This is a genomic window from Streptomyces sp. NBC_00236 (assembly GCF_036195045.1).
Taxonomy (GTDB): domain Bacteria; phylum Actinomycetota; class Actinomycetes; order Streptomycetales; family Streptomycetaceae; genus Streptomyces.
The window spans coordinates 4,962,524-4,984,273 of sequence record NZ_CP108100.1; the positions used below are offsets into that span (position 1 = coordinate 4,962,524).

Consider the following 21,750-nt stretch of genomic DNA (forward strand, 5'->3'; position numbering starts at 1 on the left):
TCAGTCTGGGGATGCCGCAGCTCCCCGCCCCCGCCTACCCGGCCGAGGTGCGCGCCAGGCTCGAAGCGGATGCGAAGGAGGTGATCGCCCGCTACCCCGGCAGCCGCTCCGCGCTGCTGCCGCTGCTGCACCTCGTGCAGTCGGAGGAGGGGTACGTCTCGCGTACGGGCATGGCGTTCTGCGCCGAGGTGCTCGGCCTCACCACCGCCGAGGTCACCGCGGTCGCCACCTTCTACACGATGTACCGGCGCAGGCCCAGCGGTGACTACCAGGTCGGCGTCTGCACCAACACGCTCTGCGCGGTGATGGGCGGCGACGCGATCTTCGAGCGGCTGAAGGACCACCTCGGCGTCGGCAACGACGAGACGACCGAGGACGGCAAGGTCACCCTCGAACACATCGAGTGCAACGCGGCCTGCGACTTCGCGCCCGTCGTGATGGTCAACTGGGAGTTCTTCGACAACCAGACGCCCGAGAGCGCGACGCAGCTCGTCGACGACCTGATCGCCGGCCGCACCGTCGAGCCGACCCGCGGCGCCCCGCTCTGCTCGTACAAGGAGACCGCCCGGATCCTGGCCGGCTTCCCCGACGAGCGCCCCGGCGCCGTCGCGGCGTCCGGCGGCGCGGGCCCCGCCTCGCTCATCGGCCTGAAGCTGGCCAAGGGCGAGGCCGCACCGCAGCCCCGCGTGGTGGGACCGCGGGGCGAGGCCCCGCGCGACGAACCGCAGAAGGGCGCCGAACACCTCAGCTCCCATGACGCGCCACAGCAGACCTCGGCCTCCGACCCGGACCACCCGGCCGGTCCCGCCGCCGAGGAGGGGGAGTGATGACGTTGGCCGCCGAAATCGACAAGAACGGGACCAGTCCCGAGAAGCTTCTCGCGCCTGTCCTGTCCGCCTTCTGGGACCAGCCGGAATCCTGGACCCTGGAGACCTACCGCCGCCACGAGGGGTACGAAGGGCTGCGCAAGGCGCTGGCCATGTCACCGGACGACCTCATCGCGTACGTCAAGGACTCCGGTCTGCGCGGCCGCGGCGGCGCAGGCTTCCCCACCGGGATGAAGTGGCAGTTCATCCCGCAGGGCGACGGCAAGCCGCACTACCTGGTGGTCAACGCCGACGAGTCGGAGCCCGGGACCTGCAAGGACATCCCGCTCCTCTTCGCCAACCCGCACAGCCTGATCGAAGGCATCGTGATCGCCTGCTACGCGATCCGCTCCTCGCACGCCTTCATCTACCTGCGCGGCGAAGTCGTCCCCGTACTGCGGCGGTTGCACGAGGCCGTCCGCGAGGCGTACGAGGCGGGCTATCTCGGTACGAACATCATGGGCTCCGGACTCGATCTGGAACTCACCGTGCACGCGGGTGCCGGTGCGTACATCTGCGGTGAGGAGACCGCGCTGCTCGACTCGCTCGAAGGACGCCGCGGCCAGCCCCGGCTGCGCCCGCCCTTCCCCGCGGTCGCCGGTCTGTACGCCTGCCCCACCGTGGTGAACAACGTCGAGTCCATCGCCTCGGTTCCCGCGATCCTGAACAAGGGCAAGGACTGGTTCAAGTCCATGGGCAGCGAGAAGTCCCCGGGCTTCACGCTGTACTCGCTCAGCGGCCATGTCTCGGGACCCGGCCAGTACGAGGCCCCGCTCGGCATCACGCTGCGCCAGCTCCTCGACATGAGCGGCGGGATGCGCCCCGGCCACCGGCTGAAGTTCTGGACCCCGGGCGGCTCCTCCACCCCCATGTTCACCGAGGAGCACCTCGACGTGCCCCTCGACTACGAGGGCGTCGGCGCCGCCGGATCCATGCTCGGTACCAAGGCGCTCCAGTGCTTCGACGAGACCACCTGCGTCGTGCGGGCCGTCACCCGCTGGACCGAGTTCTACGCCCACGAGTCCTGTGGCAAGTGCACGCCATGCCGTGAGGGCACGTACTGGCTCGTCCAGTTGCTGCGCGACATCGAGGCGGGCAAGGGCCAGATGTCCGACCTCGACAAGCTGAACGACATCGCCGACAACATCAACGGCAAGTCGTTCTGCGCCCTCGGCGACGGCGCCGCCTCGCCGATCTTCTCCTCGCTGAAGTACTTCCGCGACGAGTACGAGCAGCACATCACCGGCAAGGGCTGCCCCTTCGATCCCGCCAGGTCGACCGTCTGGGCCGACGACAAGAACGCATCCCAGGGGGTGAAGGCATGACAGTCACCACGAACGCGCCCTCCGGGGGCGGCGAGGCGGCGCTCCCGCCCGAGGACCTCGTCACGCTGACGATCGACGGCATCGAGATCAGCGTGCCCAAGGGCACCCTGGTCATCCGCGCCGCCGAACTCCTCGGCATCGAGATCCCGCGCTTCTGCGACCACCCGCTCCTCGACCCGGCCGGCGCCTGCCGCCAGTGCATCGTCGAGGTCGAGGGCCAGCGCAAGCCGATGGCGTCCTGCACCATCACCTGCACCGACGGCATGGTCGTCAAGTCGCAGATCACCTCGCCGGTCGCCGACAAGGCGCAGCGCGGTGTGATGGAGCTGCTGCTCATCAACCACCCGCTGGACTGTCCGGTCTGCGACAAGGGCGGCGAGTGCCCGCTGCAGAACCAGGCGATGTCGCACGGCGACGCGACCTCCCGCTTCGACGGGAAGAAGCGGACGTACGAGAAGCCCGTCCCGATCTCCACCCAGGTGCTGCTGGACCGTGAGCGGTGCGTGCTCTGCGCGCGCTGCACCCGGTTCTCCAACCAGGTGGCGGGCGACCCGATGATCGAGCTGATCGAGCGCGGCGCGCTCCAGCAGGTCGGCACCGGCCAGGGCGACCCGTTCGAGTCGTACTTCTCCGGCAACACCATCCAGATCTGCCCGGTCGGGGCGCTGACCTCGGCGGCGTACCGGTTCCGCTCCCGTCCCTTCGACCTGGTGTCGACGCCCTCGGTGTGCGAGCACTGTGCGGGCGGCTGCGCCACCCGCACCGACCACCGGCGCGGCAAGGTCATGCGGCGCCTCGCCTCCAACGACCCCGAGGTCAACGAGGAATGGCTCTGCGACAAGGGCCGCTTCGGCTTCCGCTACGCCCAGCAGCGCGACCGGCTCACCACCCCGCTGGTACGTAACGAGGCGGGCGAGCTGGAGCCGGCGAGCTGGCCCGAGGCGCTGGCCGCCGCGGCCGCCGGTCTCTCCGCCGCACGCGGCAGGACCGGTGTCCTCACGGGCGGCCGGCTGACCGTCGAGGACGCCTACGCGTACAGCAAGTTCGCCCGGGTCGCCCTGGACACCAACGACATCGACTTCCGGGCCCGGGTGCACAGCAACGAGGAGGCCGACTTCCTGGCCGCCCGCGTCGCCGGACGCGGGCGTGACCTGGACGGCAGCGGGGTCACGTACACCTCGCTGGAGAAGGCCCCGACCGTGCTGCTGGTCGGGTTCGAGTCCGAGGAGGAGGCGCCCGGCGTCTTCCTGCGGCTGCGCAAGGCGAACCGCAAGCACGGACAGCGCACCTTCTCCGTCGCCTCGCACGCCACCCGCGGCCTCACGAAGGCGGGCGGCACGCTGCTGCCCGCCGCGCCCGGCACCGAGACCGAGTGGCTGGACGCGATCGCGGGCGGTGTCGGCCTCGACGGCGACGGTGCCGTCGCGGCCGAGGCGCTGCGCGATGCCGGCGCCCTGATCGTGGTCGGTGAGCGGCTGGCCGGGGTGCCCGGCGGGCTGACCGCCGCGGTACGGGCGGCGACCGCGACCGGGGCCACCCTGGTGTGGATCCCGCGCCGGGCCGGCGAGCGCGGTGCGGTGGAGGCGGGCGCACTCCCGTCGCTGCTGCCCGGCGGCCGCCCGGCGACCGACCCGCGGGCCCGGGAAGAGGTGGCGTCCGTCTGGGGCGTCGCCGAACTCCCGTCCCGCTTCGGCCGCGACACCGGCCAGATCGTCGAGGCCGCGGCCTCCGGCGAACTGGGCGCGCTGCTCGTCGCCGGTGTCGAGGCCGACGACCTGCCCGATCCGGCCCGCGCCCTGGAGGCCCTGGACCAGGTCGGTTTCCTGGTCTCCCTGGAGCTCCGGCCCAGCGAGGTCACCGACCGCGCCGACGTGGTGTTCCCGGTGGCCGCGGTCGCGGAGAAGTCCGGCACCTTCCTCAACTGGGAGGGCAGGGCGCGGATGTTCGAGGCCGCGCTGAAGCCCGAGCAGATGACGCGGAACCTCGCGCCGGGCGATGCCCGGGTGCTGCACATGCTGGCCGACGCGCTGGACGTCCATTTCGCGCTGCCGGACCTGAAGTCCGTGCGCCGTGAGCTGGACCGGCTCGGCGGCTGGCAGGGCGCGCACGCGGACGACCCGCGCGCCTCCGCCCAGCCGCTTCCCCGGCCCGCCGACGGCGAGGCCATCCTCGCCGGCCACCGGATGCTGCTCGACCTGGGCAGGCTCCAGGTGGGCGACGAGGCGCTGGCCGGCACCCGGCACGCGGCGGTCGCCCGGCTCTCCGCCGCCACCGCCGCCGAGACCGGCGTCAAGGACGGCGATCTGCTGGCCGTCTCCGGCCCGGCGGGCAGCGTACAACTGCCGCTCCAGGTCACCGAGATGCCGGACCGGGTGGTCTGGGTGCCGCTGAACTCCGTCGGGCGTGGTGTCCCGGGCGACACCGGCGTCCAGCCCGGCAGCCCGGTCCGGATCGGTCCCGCCGCACCCGGCATTTCCGACGTCACACCGGAGGTGGGGGCGTGAGTGCCTTCGCTCAACTGGCCACGGCCCCGAACGGCGCCGTGCTCGCCGCCGAGGACCTGTCGATGTTCGGCACCGACCCGTGGTGGCTCGTCGTCATCAAGGCGGTCTTCTGCTTCGCGTTCCTGATGGTGACCGTGCTCTTCTCCATCGTGTGGGAGCGCAAGGTCGTCGCCTGGATGCAGCTGCGCATCGGCCCCAACCGGCACGGCCCCTGGGGCATGCTCCAGTCGCTCGCCGACGGCATCAAGCTGATGCTGAAGGAAGACGTCATCGTCAAGCGGGCGGACAAGGTCGTCTACGTCCTCGCCCCGATCATCGCGGCGATCCCCGCGTTCATGGCGATCGCGGTCATCCCGTTCGGGCCGTCCGACAACCAGGTGTCGATCTTCGGGCACCGTACGGCGATGCAGCTCACCGACCTGCCGATCGCGATGCTCTACATCCTCGCGGTCGCCTCGGTCGGGATCTACGGCATCGTGCTGGCGGGCTGGTCCTCCGGATCGACGTACCCGCTGCTCGGCGGACTCCGTTCCTGCGCGCAGATGATCTCCTACGAGATCGCGATGGGCGCCGCGTTCGCCTCGGTCTTCCTCTACTCCGGGTCGATGTCGACCTCGAAGATCGTGGAGGCGCAGGAGGACCGCTGGTTCATCATCCTGCTGCCGGTCTCCTTCATCATCTACATCATCACGATGGTCGGTGAGACCAACCGCGCCCCGTTCGACATGCCGGAGTCCGAGGGCGACCTGGTCGGCGGCTTCAACACCGAGTACTCGTCGATCAAGTTCGCGATGTTCATGCTCGCCGAGTACGTCAACATGGTCACCGTCTCCGCGGTCTCCGTGACCCTGTTCCTGGGCGGCTGGCGGGCCCCGTGGCCGATCAGCACCTTCTGGGAGGGCGCGAACCACGGCTGGTGGCCGATGCTCTGGTTCGTCCTCAAGGTCCAGCTTCTGCTGTTCTTCTTCATCTGGCTGCGCGGCACGCTGCCCCGGGTCCGTTACGACCAGCTGATGAAGCTGGGCTGGAAGGTCCTGATCCCCGTCTCCGTCGTCTGGCTGATGATGGTCGCGACGGTACGGGCGCTGCGCAACGAGGGCTACGACTTCTCCCGGATCCTGCTCTACGTGGCCGGGGCCGTGATCGCGGTCCTGCTGATCTCCTTCGTGGTCGACATCTTCCGCGACAGGAAGGGCCGGGAAGCCGAGGCCCACGCGGAACCGGAGCCGGCGTTCGACCCGATGGCGGGCGGATTCCCGGTGCCGCCGCTGCCCGGACAGACCCTGCCGCCCGTGCCCCGGCGCAGGCCGCGCCGCGAGCGGGAGCTCGTTGTCAGTGGCGGCATGGATACTCAGAGTGACGGAAATCCGAGTGACGGAAAGGAGGCCGGCGGTGTCTGAACTGTCTGAGTCGCCAGGGTCCAAGAGGCCGGCGAAGTCCACGCAGGCTTCCGGTTCCTCGGGATCTTCGGAAGCTTCGCGGTCCTCGGATTCTTCGGAGGACAAGTTCCAGAATCCGGTGGCCGGCTTCGGCGTGACCTTCAAGGCCATGTTCAAGAAGCGGCTGACCGAGCAGTATCCGGAGACGCCGAAGGTCACGGCGCCGCGCTTCCACGGCCGGCACCAGCTCAACCGCCACCCGGACGGCCTGGAGAAGTGCGTCGGCTGCGAGCTGTGCGCCTGGGCCTGCCCGGCGGACGCGATCTACGTCGAGGGCGCGGACAACACCGAAGAGGAGCGCTACTCCCCGGGGGAGCGCTACGGCCGCGTCTACCAGATCAACTACGCGCGCTGCATTCTCTGCGGACTGTGCATCGAGGCCTGCCCGACCCGGGCGCTGACGATGACCAATGAGTTCGAGCTCGCCAACACCACCCGCGAGAGCCTCATCTACACCAAGGACGAGCTGCTCGCGGGCCTGGAGGAAGGCATGGTCGACAGCCCGCACGCGATCTTCCCCGGCACGGACGAACAGGACTACTACCGGGGCCTGGTGACCGAGGCCGCCCCGGGTACGGAACGGCAGCTCGCCGTCTCCAAGGGTGAGAAGCCGGACGACGGGGACAACGAGAGCAACGGCGCGGCGCAGGAGGTGGACGCATGAACGGCCTGGCCGCAGCGGCCTCCCAGACCTCGACCGGCGAGGCCTTCCAGTTCTGGGTGCTCGGCACGGTCGCCGTGATCGGCGCCCTGGCCACGGTGCTCATGAAGCGGGCGGTGCACAGTGCGCTGAGCCTCGCCGGGACCATGATCATCCTGGCGGTCTTCTACCTCGCCAACGGCGCCTACTTCCTGGGCATCGTCCAGGTCGTCGTGTACACCGGCGCGATCATGATGCTGTTCCTCTTCGTGGTCATGCTCGTCGGTGTCACGGCGGCGGACTCGCTGAAGGAGACCCTGAAGGGCCAGCGCTGGCTGGCCGCCGGATGCGGGCTCGGCTTCGGCGTCCTCCTGGTCGCCGGTATCGGCAACGCCTCGCTGAACAGCTTCAACGGGCTCGGTGCCGCCAACGCCGCGCACGGCGGAAACGTGGAGGGGCTCGCCAGCCTCATCTTCACCAAGTACGTCTTCGCCTTCGAGATCACCGGCGCTCTGCTGATCACCGCCACGGTCGGCGCGATGGTGCTCACGCACCGCGAGCGCACCGAACGGGCGAAGAACCAGCGGGAGATGTCCGAGGACCGCGTGCGCAGCAACCACCTGCCGCCGCTGCCCGCTCCCGGCGTCTACGCCCGGCACAACGCCGTGGACATCGCCGGACTCCTCCCGGACGGCACACCGTCCGAACTCACCGTCATGCAGACGCTGCGCAAGCGCGGCCAGATGCGCGATGTGTCCCACGAGTCGCTGGCCGGCCTCAAGGCACTGGAGCAGCGCTCCGGTGAGCGGCTCGGCCGGGACACCGCAGAAGAAGAGGAGGTCGCCAAGTGAATCCGGTCAACTACCTCTATCTCGCCGCTCTGCTGTTCACCATCGGCGCGGCCGGGGTGCTGATCAGGCGGAACGCGATCGTGGTGTTCATGTGCGTGGAGCTGATGCTCAACGCCTGCAACCTCGCGTTCGTCACCTTCTCCCGGATGCACGGCAATCTCGACGGCCAGATCATCGCCTTCTTCACGATGGTCGTGGCTGCCGCGGAGGTCGTGGTCGGGCTCGCGATCATCGTGTCGCTGTTCCGTTCCCGCCACTCGGCCTCGGTCGACGACGCCAGCCTGATGAAGCTGTAGAGGGGCGCTTGAACTGTGGAGAACCTGATTGCGCTGCTTGTCGCGGCGCCCCTGCTCGGAGCGGTGGTGCTGCTCTGCGGCGGCCGACGCCTTGACCGCGTGGGCCACTGGCTCGGCACCGCGCTCGCCGCCGCCTCCTTCGTCGTCGCCGTGGTGCTCTTCACCGACATGCTCGGGAAGGGCGCCGAGGACCGCGCGCTGCACCAGAAGCTGTTCAGCTGGATTCCGGTCGAGGGCTTCCAGGCCGATGTGGCCTTCCAGCTCGACCAGTTGTCGATGACCTTCGTGCTGCTGATCACGAGTGTGGGCACCCTGATCCACATCTACTCGATCGGCTACATGGAGCACGACGAGCGCCGGCGCCGCTTCTTCGGCTATCTGAACCTGTTCGTCGCGGCGATGCTGATCCTGGTCATCGCCGACAACTACCTGCTGCTGTACGTCGGGTGGGAGGGCGTCGGTCTGGCGTCGTACCTGCTCATCGGCTTCTGGCAGCACAAGCCCAGCGCGGCCACCGCCGCCAAGAAGGCGTTCCTGGTCAACCGGGTCGGCGACATGGGCCTGTCGATCGCGATCATGCTGATGTTCACCACCTTCGGCACCTTCGCCTTCGGCCCCGTCCTCGAAGCCACCGGGGAGACGAGCGAGGGCAAGCTGACGGCGATCGGCCTGATGCTGCTGCTCGCCGCCTGCGGCAAGTCCGCCCAGGTGCCGCTGCAGTCCTGGCTCGGTGACGCGATGGAGGGCCCGACCCCGGTCTCGGCCCTGATCCACGCCGCCACCATGGTGACCGCGGGTGTCTACCTGATCGTCCGCTCGGGCGCGATCTTCAACGGCGCGCCCGACGCCCAACTGGTCGTCGTGGTCGTCGGAGCGGTCACGCTGCTCTTCGGTGCGATCGTCGGTTGTGCGAAGGACGACATCAAGAAGGCCCTCGCCGGGTCGACGATGTCGCAGATCGGCTACATGATCCTGGCCGCCGGGCTCGGCCCGATCGGCTACGTCTTCGCGATCATGCACCTGGTCACGCACGGCTTCTTCAAGGCCGGGCTCTTCCTCGGCGCCGGTTCGGTCATGCACGGCATGAACGACGAGGTCGACATGAGGAAGTACGGCGGCCTGCGGAAATACATGCCGGTCACCTTCATCACCTTCGGCCTCGGCTACCTCGCGATCATCGGCTTCCCCGGTCTGTCCGGCTTCTTCTCCAAGGACAAGATCATCGAGGCGGCCTTCGCCAAGGGCGGCACCGAGGGCTGGATCCTCGGAGCGGTCACGCTGCTGGGCGCCGCGATCACCGCGTTCTACATGACGCGCGTGATGCTGATGACGTTCTTCGGCGAGAAGCGCTGGCAGCCCGACGCGGAGGGGAACGAGCCGCATCCGCACGAGTCCCCGAAGTCCATGACCATCCCCATGATCGTCCTGGCGTTCGGCTCGGTCTTCGCCGGAGGGTTCTTCTCCATCGGCGACCGCTTCCTGCACTGGCTGGAGCCCGTCACGGGACACAGCCACGGGGACGCCCCGGTCAGCGCGACCACCGTCACGGCCGCCACCATGGTGGTGCTCGTCATCGGTGTCGCCATCGCGTGGGCGATGTACGGACGCAAGGCCGTGCCCGCGGTCGCCCCGCGCGGTTCGCTGCTCACCCGGGCGGCCCGCCGCGATCTCCTCCAGGACGACTTCAACCACGTGGTCCTGGTCCGGGGCGGCGAGCACCTCACCCGCTCCCTGGTCTACGTCGACCACTCCCTGGTCGACGGCGTCGTCAACGGCACGGCCGCCTCGATGGGCGGGCTCTCCGGCCGGCTGCGCAAACTGCAGAACGGCTACGCCCGCACCTACGCGGTCTCGATGTTCGGCGGTACGGCGGTCGTCATCGCCGCGACCCTGCTGATGAGGGCGGTCTGATCACATGTCCTTTCCCCTCCTGACAGCGACGGCGGCGCTCCCGGCGATCGGCGCGGTCGCCACCGCCGCCGTCCCGGCCGCCCGGCGCACCGCCGCCAAATGGCTGGCGCTCGCCTTCTCGCTGGGCACCCTCGTGCTGGCGGGCATCGCGCTCGCCCGCTTCGAGCCCGGCGGCAGCCGCTACCAGCTCACCGAATCGCACGCCTGGATCAAGGACTTCGGCGTGCGGTACGAGCTGGGGGTGGACGGCATCGGGCTGGCGCTCATGGCGCTCACCGCCCTGCTGATCCCGTTCGTCATCCTGGCCGGCTGGCACGACGCCGACCCCCTGGAGACGAACTCCTCCCGCTGGCGCCCCACCCAGGGCTTCTTCGCCCTGATCCTGATGGTGGAAGCGATGGTGGTCCTCTCCTTCGTGGCCACCGACGTCTTCCTCTTCTACATCCTGTTCGAAGCCATGCTCATCCCGATGTACTTCCTCATCGGCGGCTTCGGGGACCGGGCCCACTCCGGGAGCGACGAGAACGCGGCGGCCCAACGTTCGTACGCCGCGGTCAAGTTCCTCCTCTACAACCTGGTCGGCGGCCTCATCATGCTGGCCGCGGTCATCGGGCTCTACGTGGTCACGGGGACGTTCTCGCTCTCCGAGATCGCCGCAGCCCGGGCCGACGGCTCGCTCACCATGGCGACGAGCACCGAACGCTGGCTCTTCCTCGGGTTCTTCTTCGCCTTCGCGGTGAAGGCCCCGCTGTGGCCCCTGCACACCTGGCTGCCCAACGCCATGGGTGAGGCGACCACCCCCGTCGCCGTGCTGATCACCGCGGTCGTCGACAAGGTCGGCACCTTCGCGATGCTGCGCTTCTGCCTCCAGCTCTTCCCGGAGGCCAGCAAGTGGGCCACCCCGGTGGTCCTGGTGCTGGCGCTGATCAGCATCATCTACGGGGCGCTGCTCGCCGTCGGCCAGCGCGACATCAAGCGGCTCATCGCCTACGCGTCGATCTCGCACTTCGGCTTCATCATCCTGGGCATCTTCGCGATGACCAGCCAGGGCCAGTCGGGCGCGACGCTCTACATGGTCAACCACGGCATCTCGACCGCCGCGCTGATGCTGGTGGCGGGCTTCCTGATCACCCGGCGCGGCTCGCGGCTCATCGCCGACTACGGCGGAGTGCAGAAGGTGGCGCCGGTCCTGGCCGGCACGTTCCTGATCGGCGGTCTGGCCACGCTGTCGCTGCCGGGGCTCGCCCCGTTCGTCAGTGAGTTCCTCGTCCTGGTCGGCGCGTTCGCCGCGTACCCGGCGGTCGGCATCATCGCCACCACCGGGATCGTGCTCGCCGCGATCTACGTCCTCGTCCTCTACCAGAGGACGATGACGGGACCGGTCAAGGCCGAGGTCCAGGGCATGGCGGACCTCAAGGTCCGCGAGCTGGTGGTCGTCGTCCCGCTGATCGCTCTGCTGATCTTCCTGGGCGTCTACCCGAAGCCGCTGACGGAGATCGTCAACCCGGCGGTGCAGCACACCATGTCGGACGTACAGAAGAAGGACCCCCAGCCCGAGGTGGAGGCCGCCAAGTGAGCGCAACAGCTGTCCACAGCCTGTGGACAATGGCGGGCGGGGTGACATCGGCCGCCCCGGACGAGAAGTTCAAGGCCCCCGTCATCGAGTACACCCAGCTGACGCCGGTCCTGATCGTCATCGGAGTCGCCGTCCTGGGCGTGCTCGTCGAGGCCTTCGTGCCGCGCCGGGCCCGCTACTACACACAAGTGTTCCTCACCGTCGCCGCCCTGGTCGCCGCGTTCGCCGCGGTGATCGGCCTGGCCGCCGCCGGATACGGCACGACCAAGGCACACATCGCCGCGATGGGCGCCATCGCCGTCGACGGACCCGCCCTGTTCCTCCAGGGCACCATCCTGCTGACGTCGCTGGTCGCCGTCTTCACCTTCGCCGAGCGGCGCCTCGACCCCGAGTCGCACGGCAGCCGCGTCGACTCGTTCGCCGCGCAGGCCGCGTCGGTCCCCGGCAGCGACAGCGAGAAGGCCGCGGTCAGGGCCGGGTTCACCACCACCGAGGTCTTCCCGCTGCTCCTCTTCGCGGTGGCGGGCATGCTGGTCTTCCCGGCGGCCAACGACCTGCTGACGCTGTTCGTGGCCCTGGAAGTCTTCTCGCTCCCGCTCTACCTCCTGTGCGCCGTCGCCCGCCGCAAGCGGCTGATGTCGCAGGAGGCCGCGGTGAAGTACTTCCTGCTCGGCGCCTTCTCCTCGGCGTTCCTGCTCTTCGGGATCGCCCTGCTCTACGGGTACGCGGGCTCCGTCTCGTACGCACAGATCGCCACCGTCGTCGACGGGTCCATCCAGCAGATCGATCCGGCGCTCGCCGACACCATGGGCAACGACGTGCTGCTGCTGATCGGCGGCGCGATGCTCCTGACCGGACTGCTCTTCAAGGTCGGCGCCGTCCCGTTCCACATGTGGACCCCGGACGTCTACCAGGGCGCCCCGACCCCGGTCACCGGCTTCATGGCCGCGGCCACGAAGGTCGCCGCGTTCGGTGCGCTGCTGCGCCTGCTGTACGTGGTGCTGCCGGGCCTCACCTGGGACCTGCGCCCGGTCATGTGGGGCATCGCGATCGTCACGATGGTGGGGGGCGCGATCGTCGCCATCACCCAGACCGACATCAAGCGCCTGCTGGCCTACTCCTCGATCGCGCACGCCGGATTCATCCTCGCCGGTGTCATCGCGGCCACCCCGCAGGGCATCTCCTCGGTGCTCTTCTACCTGGCCACGTACTCCTTCGTGACGGTCGGCGCCTTCGCCGTCGTCACCCTGGTGCGTGACGCGGGCGGCGAGGCGACGCACCTGTCGAAGTGGGCCGGGCTCGGCCGGCGCTCCCCGCTGGTCGCCGCGGTCTTCGCGGTGTTCCTGCTGGCGTTCGCCGGTATCCCGCTCACCTCGGGCTTCTCCGGAAAGTTCGCGGTGTTCCAGGCCGCGGCCGAGGGCGGCGCGAGCGGACTCGTCGTCGTCGGTGTGATCTCCTCGGCGATCGCCGCGTTCTTCTACATCCGCGTCATCGTGCTGATGTTCTTCAGCGAGCCGAAGGCGGACGGCCCCACGGTCGCCGTCCCGTCCCCGCTGACGATGACGACGATCGCGGTCGGCGTCGCGGTCACCCTGGTGCTGGGCCTGGCCCCGCAGTACTTCCTGGACCTGGCGAGCCAGGCGGGAGTGTTCGTGAGGTAGCCGAAAGCACCACTGCTGGACCAGCGCCGGACGGGCTTGGAAGTCAAGCCCGTCCGGCGCTGTCGTAGGCGGCGCCTATCGTGGCAGGGGAGAGCGCAGGGACAGAACGGGACAGCCGTCGGGGGAACAGAGCAATGAGCATGACGGGCGGGACAGGCGTGACGGACGTGAGCACGGGCGGGACAGGCGTGACGGACATGACCACGGATTCGACCACGGGCGTGACCACGGACGTGACCGAGAGCGAGGCGCGGCAGACGCTGCACCGGGTCTTCGGGTACGAGACCTTCCGCGGCGAGCAGGAAGCCGTCGTCGACCACGTGGTGGCCGGTGGGGACGCCGTCGTACTCATGCCCACCGGCGGCGGCAAGTCCCTCTGCTACCAGATCCCGTCCCTGGTCAGGCGGGGTACGGGCATCGTGATCTCCCCGCTGATCGCCCTGATGCAGGACCAGGTCGACGCACTGCGGGCGCTCGGTGTGCGGGCCGGCTTCATCAACTCCACGCAGGACTTCGACGAGCGCCGCTCGATGGAGGCCCAGTTCCTCGCCGGCGAGCTCGACCTGCTGTACCTCGCCCCCGAGCGGCTCCGCCTGGACTCCACCCTCGGCCTGCTCTCCCGCGGCGAGATCTCCGTCTTCGCGATCGACGAGGCGCACTGCGTCGCCCAGTGGGGCCACGACTTCCGGCCGGACTACCTGGCCCTGTCCGTGCTGGGCGAGCGCTGGCCCGACGTCCCGCGCATCGCCCTGACGGCCACGGCGACGGGCGCCACGCACCGCGAGATCACCCAGCGCCTCGGCATGCCCGACGCCAAGCACTTCGTGGCCAGCTTCGACCGGCCCAACATCCAGTACCGCATCGTGGGGAAGTCGGACCCGAAGAAGCAGCTGCTCTCCTTCCTGAAGGAGGAGCACGAGGGCGACGCGGGCATCGTCTACTGCCTCTCGCGCAACTCCACCGAGAAGACCGCCGAGTACCTCTGCCGCAACGGCATCGAGGCCGTCCCGTACCACGCGGGCCTGGACGCCGGGACCCGTGCGACCCACCAGTCCCGCTTCCTGCGCGAGGAAGGCCTCGTCGTCGTCGCGACGATCGCCTTCGGCATGGGCATCGACAAGCCGGACGTCCGCTTCGTCGCCCACCTCGACCTGCCGAAGTCCGTCGAGGGCTACTACCAGGAGACCGGCCGGGCCGGCCGTGACGGAGCCCCGTCGACGGCGTGGATGGCGTACGGACTCCAGGACGTCGTCCAGCAGCGCAAGCTCATCCAGGGCGGAGAGGGCGACGAGGCCTTCCGCCGCCGGGCCGCCGCGCACCTGGACTCCATGCTGGCGCTCTGCGAGACCGTCCAGTGCCGCCGGGCCCAGCTGCTCACCTACTTCGGCCAGGACCCCGCCGCGTCCTCCTGCGGCAACTGCGACACCTGCCTGAACCCGCCCGAGACCTGGGACGGCACGGTGGTCTCCCAGAAGCTGCTGTCCACGGTGGTCCGGCTGAAGCGGGAACGAGGGCAGAAGTTCGGCGCCGGCCAGATCATCGACATCCTGCTCGGCCGCAAGACAGCCAAGGTCATCCAGTTCGACCACGACCAGCTCTCGGTGTTCGGCATCGGCGAGGAGCTGGCCGAGGCGGAGTGGCGCGGAGTGGTCCGCCAGCTGCTGGCCCAGGGCCTGATCGCCGTCGAGGGCGAGTACGGCACGCTGGTGCTCACGGAGGAGAGCGGCACCGTGCTCGGCCGGGAGCGCGAGGTGCTGCTGCGCAAGGAGCCGAAGAAGCCCACGTCGTCCCGCTCCTCGTCGAAGGGCGAGCGGAAGGCGAAGTCCTCGGCAGCCGCGGCCGAGCTCCCGGCGGAGGCCCTCCCGGTCTTCGAGGCACTGCGCGCCTGGCGCGGCGCGCAGGCCAAGGAGCTGGGCCTGCCCGCGTATGTGATCTTCCACGACGCGACGCTGCGCGAGATCGCGACCCTGCGTCCGTCGTCGCTCGGTGAACTGGGCGGGATCAGCGGCCTGGGCGAGAAGAAGCTGGCGACGTACGGGGAGGGGGTGCTGGAGGTGCTGGCGGACCTTCCGGGCGAGGCGGCCCCTGCGGAGGCGGCCCCGGGGGCACCCGCGGCTGCGAGCCAGGCCCCGGCCCGGACTTCCGCTCCGGCTGCCGACCCCGAGTTCGGCTGGGACGAGGAACCGCCGGAGTTCGACTGAGGCGGGGGAGCGGCGGACCTACTGCGGATCCGCCGCCCGGCGGCGCGACACGATCGCGGTGAGGTCGAGGTCGACCGGGAAGGGCGCGGAGACCTTCATCCGGTCGTGGAAGATCCCGGTCGAGGTGTACGCACCGGTCGCCGGCTCCAGCTCGAAGACGTACACGACCGCGCGGCCGTCCTGGTTCTCCACCCGCCAGTAGTGGGGGATCTTCGCCCGCGCGTACTTCACGGGCTTGGTCTCCCGGTCACGGGTGACGGACTCGTCGGACACGACCTCGATCGCAAGCAGCACGCTGCTTGCGGGGAACCGGGTCTGCCGCAGACTCTCGACCGCGTCGCCGCGGACGACGACCACATCGGGTTCGGGCCGGTTCTGGAAGTCGACGTCGATAGTGAACTCCCGCACGACCTCCAGCTCGGGCGGAGCTAGTGACTGCAACTGCCAATTGAAGAAGTCGACCGCCCGCGAATGGAAAAGGGTCTGCGGACTCACGAAAACCAAGCTCCCGTCGATCAGCTCCGTGTGCGGAGGCAGATTCGGAAGCGTGTCCAGGTCATCGGCGGTCCAGCCGCCCACGGGCGGGACCGCCCACCGCGGCTCGGGGGCCTCGGGTTCGACGCTCATCAGTGCTCCCATGTGCCGGAGTCTGGCGGGTTCGTCCAGCGTATCCGTAAGGAACCAGCTCGGGCCTACCCAAACGTGTGAGCGGGTCACGCGCCCTTGACCGCCCCCGTATCGCCGTCACTCGCCCGCCCCGCCCAGGTCAGACCGGCGTCCCGGGCCGTAACTCACCGGAAGCCCGGGCTCACTCCCCACCGCTGCTCGTCGTCATACCCCCTGCCCGCCTCCCGGACTGATCCGTCGCGTCCCGGCGGACGTTGCGGTACACCGCGTGGGCGGGCCACCGCTCGTGGACCAGTGACCGCGTCGCCGAACGGGACGCCAGGCCGGCCCCGGGCACATGCCGGTCGAGGCCGGCCGCCGCCACGAGCGAGGCCAGTGCGCGGCTGCGGTGGTCCGGCAGCCCGGCCCGCTCGGCCGCCGCGTACCGCTCCCGGACATGGACCGCGTAGCTCTGCGGCCCCGCCGGGTGGCGGTGGTAGGGCACCAGGCCGAGGAAGCGGCGGGTCTCCCGGAGCAGCAGACCGCGCTGCACGGCGGCCTCCAGATACATGGCCCCGGCCGGCTGCCCGGCGCGCCGGACCCAGCCCTGGGCCGGGACGCCCGAGCGGCCCTTGCCCGGAGCGGGCAGGCTGCGCATCAGCGCGGCCAGGATCGGGTCCGGCGGCTCCAGCGGGTTGACCACCTGGATGTCGCCGCGTTGTCCGGTGACCCGACCCTGCAGCTCCAGCTCCGCCAGGGCCGCCCCGGCCAGCGCGTACTCGAGGATCCGGTTGCGGCAGTACGGGGTGCCGCGCAGGGGGTCCAGCGCGAGCAGCAGCAGTTCCTCGGGCAGCGTGGGTCCGGGGGGCAGGTTCATGCCGCGGGCACGATGCGTCCGGTGACCTCGCCCAGGCCGACGCGGGTGCCGTGCGGGCCCGGGGCCCAGGCCGTCAGCGTCACCGTGTCGCCGTCCTCCAGGAACGTCCGCTTGCCGTCCGGGAGGTCCAGCGGATCGCGGCCGTTCCAGGTGAGTTCGAGCAGGGAGCCACGCTGGGCCGGCTCGGCGCCGCTGATGGTGCCGGAGCCGTACAGGTCACCGCTGCGCAGCGAGGCGCCGTTGACCGTCATCTGTGCCAGCTGCTGGGCCGCCGTCCAGTACATCGTGGAGAACGGCGGCTCCGAGACGACCCGGCCGTTGATCGCGACGGAGAGCCGCAGGTCGAAGCCGCCGGGCTCCTCCTCGTCCGCGTCGTCGAGATAGGGCAGCAGCGGGAGGTCCCGTGCGGGCGGCGCGGTCCGGGCGGCGTCCAGGGCCTCCAGCGGTGTCACCCAGGCGGCCACGGACGTGGCGAAGGACTTGCCGAGGAACGGGCCCAGCGGGACGTACTCCCAGGCCTGGATGTCCCGCGCCGACCAGTCGTTGAGCAGCGACAGGCCGAAGACGTGGTCGCGGAAGTCGGCGAGCGGCACCGGCCGGCCCTGCTCCGAACCGACGCCGACGACGAATCCGACCTCGGCCTCGATGTCCAGCTTGACGGACGGGCCGAAGACGGGAGCCGGGTCGGTGGGGGCCTTGCGCTGCCCCGAGGGGCGCACCACGTCCATACCGGAGACCACGACCGTGCCCGCCCTGCCGTGGTAACCGATGGGCAGGTGCTTCCAGTTGGGGGTGAGCGCGTCGCCGTCCGGGCGGAAGATGCGGCCGACGTTCGTGGCGTGGTGCTCGCTGGCGTAGAAGTCCACGTAGTCCGCGACCCGGTAGGGCAGGTGGAGCGTCACGGAGTCGACGGGGTGCAGCAGCGGTTCGATGTCCGCGCGGTGGGCCGGCACCGTCACCCAGGCGGTCAGCGCCCGGCGCACATCGCTCCAGGCGGTGCGGCCGGCCGCGAGCAGGGCCATCAGGTCGGGCTGGGCCAGCAGTTGCGCATAGGGCGAACCCAGCGCGTGCGCGGCCGCCCCGGCGTCCAGCACGTGATCGCCGATGCGGACGCCGACGCGCCGCTCGCCGGGCCGGTCGGTGGTGGAGAAGACACCGTACGGAAGGTGGTGCGGACCGAAGGGATCGCCCTCGGCCACGTCGAGCGGGCTGCTCTGCTCGGGCATCTGTTGCTGCCTCGCTTTCCAGGTCGCTGTGGGGGACACGTTACGTGGGGGACATCCCCCAGCGGCAGTGCCTCAATCATCCGCAACCATCCCCATTGCCCGGAAAGTTCCGCCGTGTCCCCGCGAACACGGGGACACGGCGGCGGGGTTCACCCGGCCGTGCGCGGAATCCGCTTCTCCCAGGTCCGGTGGAAGACGACCTCGCCGCCCTCCTTGCAGACCACCTCGTTGGAGGTGATGAAGTCGTCCGCGTCGGCGGAGATCTCGGAGCGCGTCTCGACCAGCACGTCCCAGGCCATCTCCGGCCGGTGCAGCCGGATCGTCCAGTCGGAGCGGGTGCGCGCGGAGAGCGGATCGCTCTCCTGGATCGTGTACGTCTCCACCGCGTCCTCGGTGAACTCCAGACCGTCCGGGTAGACGCGCGTGCCGCCGTACCGCGGGTCGACCTCCATCCGCCACTCGCCCTTGGCGACGTCACGGACCACCAGCCGCTCGGGTCGCTGTTCGTCGAGCGTGACGGGGAACACGACGCCGAGCGGCTCGGACTGCTCGGGCTCCTCGAAGCGGATCGAGGGGTCCTCGGTGTGCCGGCGCACCGGGAGTTCGACGAAGCTGCCGTCGGCGTCCAGGGTGAAGCCCTTCGAACCGGCCTGCGGCCAGATCCACGGCCAGTACGAGGAGGAGACCGCGAGCCTGATCCGGTGGCCGGGCGGGAAGGTGTGCCCGATCCCGTTCAGGTCGAAGGTGACGTCCTCGGTCTCGCCGACGGGCCAGTCCTCGGTACGGTCCCGGCCGTCGCGGGCGGCGAGGTTGAGGACGCCGCGGGTGACGAGGGTGGAGGAGCCGTCGGGGGCGACGTCGCAGAGCCGGGCGACGGCCTGGCCGCGCGGGACGTCCATCCGGATCCGCAGCTTCACCCGGGGGCGCCCGAGGATCTCGATCGGGGCGGCCTCCACGGGGAACTCGAAGCAGACCGACTTGGCGTCCTCGTCACGCTGGTCGGGCGGCAGGTCGGCGTCGTTGCCGAACGGGAAGAACCGGCCGGCGTCCAGCCCGGTCTGCTGCGGTGAGTCGACGATCTGCGGCCCGCCCTGGAGGGCGTACGCGACCGGCGCCACGTTCTCCGAGGGCCAGCTGGTGTCCCCGACCCAGCGGCCGGGCAGCGTCTCGTAGACCGTGGCCGGCCGGTGCGACTCGCTGATCCAGGACCGCAGCAGCGGTTCGGACATGACGCCGGTGTCCTTGTCCTTCAGGTGCTGGTCCCACCAGCGCAGCGTCTCCTGGAGGAAGCCGATCCCGGGCCCGGGCGGCAGTCCGCGGTCGGGGTACTGGTGCGACCAGGGCCCGATCAGCCCGCGGACCTTCTCCGGGGCCAGGTGCTCGACGAGGCGGAGCACGGTGTCGCGGTACGGGTCGTGCCAGCCGCCGACCGCGAGGACGTTCGCCTTGATGGCGGAGTAGTCCTCGCAGACACTGCCGTGCTTCCAGTAGTCGTCGCGCGTCTGGTGCGACAGCCAGGTGTGGATGAAGGGGTCCACGGCTTCGAGCCGGTCCAGCCACATCTGCCGCCAGTCGTCGCCGACGTCCGCCGGGTCCGGCGGCCGGCAGACGAACGCCAGCATGGTGGCCGCCCAGGCGTGCATGTCCACGGCGAGGACCGAGCCGCCCATGTAGTGGACGTCGTTGTCGTAGCGGTCGTCGGCCGAGCACACCGTGACGATGGCCTTCAGCGGCTCGGGGGCGAGCGCGGCGATCTGGAGCGAGTTGAAGCCGCCCCACGAGATGCCGAACATGCCGACCCGGCCCGAGCACCACTCCTGCTGGGCCAGCCAGTGGATGACGGCGACCCCGTCGGCCAGCTCCTGCGCGTCGTACTCGTCGCCCGGCATGCCCTCGCTGTTGCCGTGCCCGCGCACGTCGACCCGGACCGAGGCGTAGCCGTGGCCCGCGTACCAGGGGTGGCGCTGCCAGTCCCGCGGCGCGGTCCAGTCGCTCAGCCGGTACGGCAGGTACTCCAGCAGCGCGGGCACGGGTTCGTCGGTGACCGGCCGCCAGATCCGGGCGTACAGCTGGGTGCCGTCCGGGAGCGGGACGTAGATGTCCTCGCGGGTGGTCTCGTACGGGAAAGAGGTCTGGATGTGCATGGGGGGCTACCTCAGTGGACGGGGTGCATGGTGCGCCTGAGCCAGGGGGCGGCGGCGATGACGGCCACACCGGCCGCGACCGCGATGGCGCCATTGACACCGAAGTAGGCGGGGTTGGAGACCTCGCCGTACAGCTTCACGATCTGTGCCTGGATGCCGTTGGCGAGGGCCAGGGAGAGGAACCAGAGCGCCATCGTCTGGCTGGCGAACGCCTTCGGGGCGAGCTTGGTGGTCGCGGACATGCCGGAGGTCTCCAGCAGGATGTCGCCGAGTCCGAGCAGCAGGTACGAGCCGACGATCCACCAGGCGGCCATCTTGTACGTGTCCGAGGAGTGCCCGGAGGTGGGCAGGACCATCAGCAGGAACGAGAGCCCGCCGAGGATCACCCCGATCGCGATCTTGTTGGACGCGTGCGGCTGGCGCGGCCCCATCTTCGCCCAGACGGCCGCGACCACCGGGGCGAGCGCCACCTCGAAGGCCCCGAGCGCGGAGGCGTACCAGCTGGCCGGGAAGTGGAAGCCGAAGATCTCCGTGCGGGCGTTGGTCGACGCGAGCAGCATCATCGTCGAGTACGCCTGGAAGAGGATGAAGTTGAACACGACGGAGGCCAGGAACAGCACCACGTACGGGCGCAGCCTGCCGCGTTCCTCCGCGGTGACCCGGGGGCTCCTGAACATCACCGCGAAGTACACGACCGGCGCGATCACGGAGACGAGGGTGAGCAGGTCGACGAAGCGGTCCATCGTCAGCCAGCCCGCCAGGGCCAGCGCGGTCGCGACGGCGGCGACCACGACGATGCCGATGACGATGAGCCGGACCGCCCGGCGCATGGGTCCGGGAGCCAGGGCGAATTCGGCGGTGTTCTTACGCCCGGCCAGGTGACGGCGGCCCAGCACGTACTGGATCAGGCCGAGCGTCATGCCGAAGGCGGCGGCCGAGAAGCCCCAGTGCCAGCTCGCGTGGTCACCGAGCCAGCCGGTGATCAGCGGGCCGAGGAACGCGCCGATGTTGATGCCCATGTAGTAGAGGGCGAAGCCGGCGTCGCGGCGCTCGTCGTCGGTGCGGTAGAGCTTGCCGACCATGGTGGCGACATTGGGCTTGAGCAGGCCCGTTCCGGCACTGATCAGCCCCAGGCCGACCCAGGTCATGGCATCGGTGGGCACCGCCATGGCGTAATGGCCGATGGCGATGAGGATGCCGCCGTACAGGACGGCGCGGTACGAGCCGAGGATCCGGTCCGCCAGCCAGCCGCCGGCCACGGAGACCAGGTAGACGAGGGTTCCGTAGGCGGCGGAGACCGAGGCGGCGGTGCCGGCCTCCATCCCCATGCCGCCGTTGGCGACGGTGTCGGCGAAGTAGAGGACCAGGATCGCCTGCATGCCGAGGAACGAGAACCGCTCCCAGACCTCCAGGCCGGACAGGGTCATCAGACCCCGTGGCTGGCCGAAGAAGGCATGGTCGTCGCCCGGCGGCGGCTGGGTCGGTTCGGTGTCGGTGGCGGTGTGGGACAAAGGGACAACTCCTGATCGTATGAGCTGATCCCGAACATACCGGCGGTGGCGGGAAGGCGCCCACGGTGATCCAAACAGGACCGGATACGCTGACTTGAGTGATGACAGCGACACAT

The 21,750-nt window shown here is 70.0% G+C and carries 16 protein-coding genes; 11 read left to right on the top strand and 5 right to left on the bottom strand.

Annotated features, from left to right (window positions below; translation table 11 throughout):
• The first annotated feature begins 11 nt into the window (after positions 1-11).
• The 11 genes from nuoE to recQ all read left to right on the top strand — a co-directional run bounded on the left by nuoE (position 12) and on the right by recQ (position 15,270).
• Complete coding sequence (gene nuoE / locus OG446_RS22355; protein ID WP_328898382.1) at positions 12-827, top strand: NADH-quinone oxidoreductase subunit NuoE; 816 nt, start codon at positions 12-14, stop codon at positions 825-827.
• Entirely contained in the window at positions 824-2,191 is a 1,368-nt protein-coding gene (gene nuoF / locus OG446_RS22360; protein WP_328895719.1) for an NADH-quinone oxidoreductase subunit NuoF, read from the top strand. Before nuoE ends, nuoF begins: the two co-directional genes overlap by 4 nt.
• Positions 2,188-4,695, top strand: coding sequence for an NADH-quinone oxidoreductase subunit G (locus OG446_RS22365; protein ID WP_328895720.1), 2,508 nt, complete (start codon positions 2,188-2,190; stop codon positions 4,693-4,695). Before nuoF ends, OG446_RS22365 begins: the two co-directional genes overlap by 4 nt.
• The gene (gene nuoH, locus OG446_RS22370; protein WP_328895721.1) at positions 4,692-6,095 is read left to right on the top strand and encodes an NADH-quinone oxidoreductase subunit NuoH; all 1,404 of its coding nucleotides are present in this window, start codon (positions 4,692-4,694) and stop codon (positions 6,093-6,095) included. Before OG446_RS22365 ends, nuoH begins: the two co-directional genes overlap by 4 nt.
• Positions 6,088-6,798, top strand: coding sequence for an NADH-quinone oxidoreductase subunit NuoI (nuoI, locus tag OG446_RS22375; RefSeq protein WP_328895722.1), 711 nt, complete (start codon positions 6,088-6,090; stop codon positions 6,796-6,798). The genes nuoH and nuoI overlap by 8 nt, the downstream gene beginning before the upstream one ends.
• Positions 6,795-7,625, top strand: coding sequence for an NADH-quinone oxidoreductase subunit J (locus OG446_RS22380; RefSeq protein WP_328895723.1), 831 nt, complete (start codon positions 6,795-6,797; stop codon positions 7,623-7,625). Before nuoI ends, OG446_RS22380 begins: the two co-directional genes overlap by 4 nt.
• Positions 7,622-7,921 (top strand): NADH-quinone oxidoreductase subunit NuoK, encoded by a 300-nt coding sequence (nuoK, locus tag OG446_RS22385; RefSeq protein WP_018101339.1) that lies wholly within the window; start codon positions 7,622-7,624, stop codon positions 7,919-7,921. The genes OG446_RS22380 and nuoK overlap by 4 nt, the downstream gene beginning before the upstream one ends.
• A 15-nt stretch (positions 7,922-7,936) precedes the next feature.
• Entirely contained in the window at positions 7,937-9,832 is a 1,896-nt protein-coding gene (nuoL, locus tag OG446_RS22390) for an NADH-quinone oxidoreductase subunit L (RefSeq protein WP_328895724.1), read from the top strand.
• Positions 9,833-9,836: 4 nt separating this feature from the next.
• Positions 9,837-11,408 (top strand): NADH-quinone oxidoreductase subunit M, encoded by a 1,572-nt coding sequence (locus tag OG446_RS22395; protein ID WP_328895725.1) that lies wholly within the window; start codon positions 9,837-9,839, stop codon positions 11,406-11,408.
• The gene (nuoN, locus tag OG446_RS22400) at positions 11,405-13,069 is read left to right on the top strand and encodes an NADH-quinone oxidoreductase subunit NuoN (protein WP_328895726.1); all 1,665 of its coding nucleotides are present in this window, start codon (positions 11,405-11,407) and stop codon (positions 13,067-13,069) included. The genes OG446_RS22395 and nuoN overlap by 4 nt, the downstream gene beginning before the upstream one ends.
• A gap of 197 nt (positions 13,070-13,266) precedes the next feature.
• Entirely contained in the window at positions 13,267-15,270 is a 2,004-nt protein-coding gene (gene recQ / locus OG446_RS22405; RefSeq protein WP_328895727.1) for a DNA helicase RecQ, read from the top strand.
• Positions 15,271-15,288: 18 nt separating this feature from the next.
• Here recQ and OG446_RS22410 read toward each other — a convergent pair whose 3' ends face one another.
• The 5 genes from OG446_RS22410 to OG446_RS22430 all read right to left on the bottom strand — a co-directional run bounded on the left by OG446_RS22410 (position 15,289) and on the right by OG446_RS22430 (position 21,634).
• Entirely contained in the window at positions 15,289-15,897 is a 609-nt protein-coding gene (locus OG446_RS22410) for a Uma2 family endonuclease (protein WP_328895728.1), read from the bottom strand.
• Positions 15,898-16,078: 181 nt separating this feature from the next.
• The gene (locus OG446_RS22415) at positions 16,079-16,753 is read right to left on the bottom strand and encodes a GOLPH3/VPS74 family protein (protein ID WP_328895729.1); all 675 of its coding nucleotides are present in this window, start codon (positions 16,751-16,753) and stop codon (positions 16,079-16,081) included.
• A complete protein-coding gene (gene fahA, locus OG446_RS22420) occupies positions 16,750-17,979 on the bottom strand; it encodes a fumarylacetoacetase (protein ID WP_328895730.1) in 1,230 nt (409 codons plus the stop codon). Before fahA ends, OG446_RS22415 begins: the two co-directional genes overlap by 4 nt.
• Positions 17,980-18,128: 149 nt before the next feature.
• The gene (locus tag OG446_RS22425) at positions 18,129-20,123 is read right to left on the bottom strand and encodes a CocE/NonD family hydrolase (protein WP_328895731.1); all 1,995 of its coding nucleotides are present in this window, start codon (positions 20,121-20,123) and stop codon (positions 18,129-18,131) included.
• Positions 20,124-20,134: 11 nt separating this feature from the next.
• The gene (locus OG446_RS22430) at positions 20,135-21,634 is read right to left on the bottom strand and encodes a peptide MFS transporter (RefSeq protein WP_328895732.1); all 1,500 of its coding nucleotides are present in this window, start codon (positions 21,632-21,634) and stop codon (positions 20,135-20,137) included.
• Between the last annotated feature and the right edge of the window lie 116 nt (positions 21,635-21,750).